This window comes from Arsenicicoccus sp. UBA2120, assembly GCF_002330965.1.
In the GTDB taxonomy this organism is placed as follows: Bacteria; Actinomycetota; Actinomycetes; order Actinomycetales; family Dermatophilaceae; genus Arsenicicoccus; species Arsenicicoccus bolidensis.
In genome coordinates this window covers 1-3,200 of record NZ_DCYC01000100.1, presented here as the reverse complement: position 1 = coordinate 3,200, position 3,200 = coordinate 1, and the positions used below count along the sequence as shown (strand labels likewise).

Genomic DNA, 3,200 nt, shown 5'->3' with positions numbered 1-3,200 from the left:
CAGAACGTCGACGACCTGCACGAGCGCGCGGGCAGCGCCGTGCTCGCCCACGTGCACGGCAGCCTGTTCGCGACGCGGTGCGCGGACTGCGGGGAGGCGCCATACGAGGAACCGCCCGTGCCACCCGCCCCGGTGGAGCGACTCGACCCGCCGACCTGCACCCGCTGCGGCGGGCTGCTGCGGCCCGGCGTCGTGTGGTTCGGCGAGATGCTGCCGACCGCGCCGATGTCGCGGGCGGAGGAGGCGGTCGAGGAGTGCGACCTGGTGCTGGTCGTCGGCACCTCGGGTCTCGTCCACCCCGCGGCCGGCCTGCCGCACCTGGCCCGCGCCCGCGGGATCCCCGTCGTCGAGATCAACCCCGCGCCCACCGAGCTGAGCGACGCCGTCGACGAGGTATGGCGGGAGACCGCCGCCCGCGCGCTCCCCGCAGTGGTGGCCGCCGTCCTCGCCTGACGTCCGCCAGGTCGTCATCGCACGGCCTCCTGAGGTTCACGTGTGACGGTGAACGTTGCTGTGGCGCACCAGCGCTCACCCCGCGGCAGCACCCTCCCCGAGGAGCTCGTGATGATGTCTCGCCGCACACCCATCGCTCTCGCCGTCGTCGTCGGCCTCGTGCCGGCCACCGCACTCGCCGTCAGCATCGCCGCTGACGAGCCGGCCGTCGCCCAGGCCCCGGCCGCTCCCCAGCCGAAGGCCGCGTTCGACCGGTTCGTCGGCAAGGTCCAGGTCGTCCGCGACGTCGGCGCCAGGACGCCCACCACCAACGCCGAGGGCGAGCCCGTCCTGCGCGGCGTCGTCTTCGAGGACAAGGACAAGGACAGCGCCTGGCAGGCCAAGGACAAGGGCGTCGCCGGGGTCAAGGTCAGCAACGGCATCGACGTCGTCCGGACCGACGCCCAGGGTCGCTACGAGCTCCCGGTCCGGGACAAGATGACCGTCTTCATCACCCAGCCGTCGGGCTACCAGGTCCCCGTCGACAGCAACAACGTGGCCCAGTTCGCCTACAACCACGCCCCCAAGGGGACCCAGCAGAAGCTGCGCTTCGGCGGGATCGAGCCCTCCGGCCCGCTGCCGTCGATGGTCAACTTCCCGCTCGCGCCGTCCAAGGCCACGGCCGCCGACACGCAGCGCTGCGTCGCCGCCGGGGACCTGCAGACCTACTCCGGCCGCGAGATCGGCTACGGCCGCGCCGGCGGCCTCAAGCACCTGGCCGACCGCGGTGACCTGGGCTCGTGCGGCGTCCTGTTCCTCGGCGACGTCGCCGGCGACGACCTCGGTCTTTACCCCCGCATCAAGGAGGCGGCCGGCCAGATCGACGCGCCCCTGCGCTTCGTGCCGGGCAACCACGACCTGGACTACGACGCGACGGACGACAAGGACTCCTTCGACACCTTCCGCCAGCAGATGGGTCCGGCCTACTTCTCCTACGACGTGGGCAAGACCCACTTCGTCGGGCTCGACAACGTGGTCTTCCCCTGCAAGAAGGCCACGGACAACGCTGACGGCAAGCGCCCCTCGTGCGACGACCCGGCCAAGCCCGTCTACAACGGCCGCCTCACCGACGAGCAGCTGCAGTGGCTCAAGAACGACCTGGCCAACACGCCCAAGGACTACCAGGTCGTCCTGGCCAGCCACATCCCGCTCGTGAGCTTCGCCGACATGACCAGCCCCATCCACAGCACCGACAACGTCAAGGAGATCTGGAAGCTCCTCGAGGGTCGCAAGGCGCTGTCGCTGTCGGGCCACACCCACTCGCTGGAGAACATGCGCGCGGGTGACTCCTACGGCCCCTGGCAGAAGGCCGCGGGCGTCTCCACGCTGCCGTTCCCGCACATCGTCGCCGGCGCGCTCTCGGGCGACTGGTACTCCGGCGACCTGGACGTCGACGGCCTGCCGATGGCGACCCAGCGTGACGGCGGCCGGCCCGGTCACCTGGTCCTGGACATGAAGGGCAACGAGTTCCGCGAGACCTTCGTGGTGACCGGCGAGCCGGAGCAGAAGCAGATGGCGCTCGGCATCAACTCGCCGCACTGGCGGAGCTGGTTCACGACGCTGTCCCAGTGGCGCCAGGCCAACCCGCCGTCGGCCAAGGACCTCGTCCCGCCCCTCAGCTACAACGACCTCGGCGACCCGCACCTGGTGACCCCGCAGGACCTGGCCGGTGGCAGCTACCTGACCGCCAACGTCTGGAACGGCACCACCGGCTCCAAGGTCGAGGTGTCGATCGACGGGGGCGCCAAGGCGCCGGCCCAGCGCACCCAGCAGGCCCGTGGGGAGGAGTACCGCGTCGGAGCCGAGTGGGCCGACCCCTACGCCGCGACCCGCCAGCTGAGCGTCAACCGCTACGCCCAGCAGAGCACCTCGGGTGACCCCCGTTCCCAGGGCTACGAGCTCTACCGCGGCTCGAAGTACGGTCCGGGTGCGGCCCGTCCCGGCAACAACATCGCGGACCGTATGTCGCACCTGTGGCGCCTCCCGCTGCCGGCCAACCTCGGTCGGCGTCCACCGGGCGGAGGTGACGGCGACCGACCGGCTCGGTCGTCGCTTCACCGAGACCATCAGCTTCGAGGTCGTCGAGAAGCGCCCGCAGATGGAGTTCCGCAAGGAGCTGTTCACCACCGGCGGCTGACGATCCCGCTGTGCCGCAACCGCGCCCGCCCGCCGTGACCCCGTCACGGCGGGCGGGCCGGCATACGGCACCTCTAGGATTGCGGGGACACCCGACGACCGAGAGGGACCCCAGATGACCGCGCCCCAGCTGCCCTCCCGCCTCGAGACCGTCCGCGAGACGATCCTGCGCCGCAACCCTGGCGAGGTCGAGTTCCACCAGGCCGTCGACGAGGTCCTCGTCAGCCTCGGGCCCGTGCTGGAGCGCCGTCCGGACTACGTCGACGCGAGCATCCTCGAGCGCCTCGCCGAGCCCGAGCGGCAGATCATCTTCCGCGTGCCGTGGGTCGACGACCACGGCCGCGTGCAGGTCAACCGCGGCTTCCGCGTCGAGTTCAACTCCGCGCTCGGCCCCTACAAGGGCGGGCTGCGCTTCCACCCCAGCGTCTACCTCGGGATCGTCAAGTTCCTGGGCTTCGAGCAGGTCTTCAAGAACTCCCTGACGGGGCTGCCGATCGGCGGCGGCAAGGGCGGCTCGGACTTCGACCCCAAGGGCCGCTCCGACGGCGAGGTCATGCGCTTCTGCCAGTCGT

Annotated in this window: 3 protein-coding genes; all 3 read left to right on the top strand. The window is 71.1% G+C overall.

Annotation, left to right across the window (positions count from 1 at the left end):
- The coding region (locus tag B2P18_RS17080) for an SIR2 family NAD-dependent protein deacylase (RefSeq protein WP_286961687.1) at positions 1 to 453 on the top strand (453 nt) is incomplete at its 5' end.
- A gap of 42 nt (positions 454 to 495) precedes the next feature.
- Positions 496 to 2,667 (top strand): calcineurin-like phosphoesterase family protein, encoded by a 2,172-nt coding sequence (locus B2P18_RS17075; RefSeq protein WP_286961686.1) that lies wholly within the window; start codon positions 496 to 498, stop codon positions 2,665 to 2,667.
- Positions 2,668 to 2,758: 91 nt separating this feature from the next.
- Positions 2,759 to 3,200: Glu/Leu/Phe/Val dehydrogenase dimerization domain-containing protein (locus tag B2P18_RS17070; protein WP_286961719.1), on the top strand; the 442-nt coding region annotated here is incomplete at its 3' end.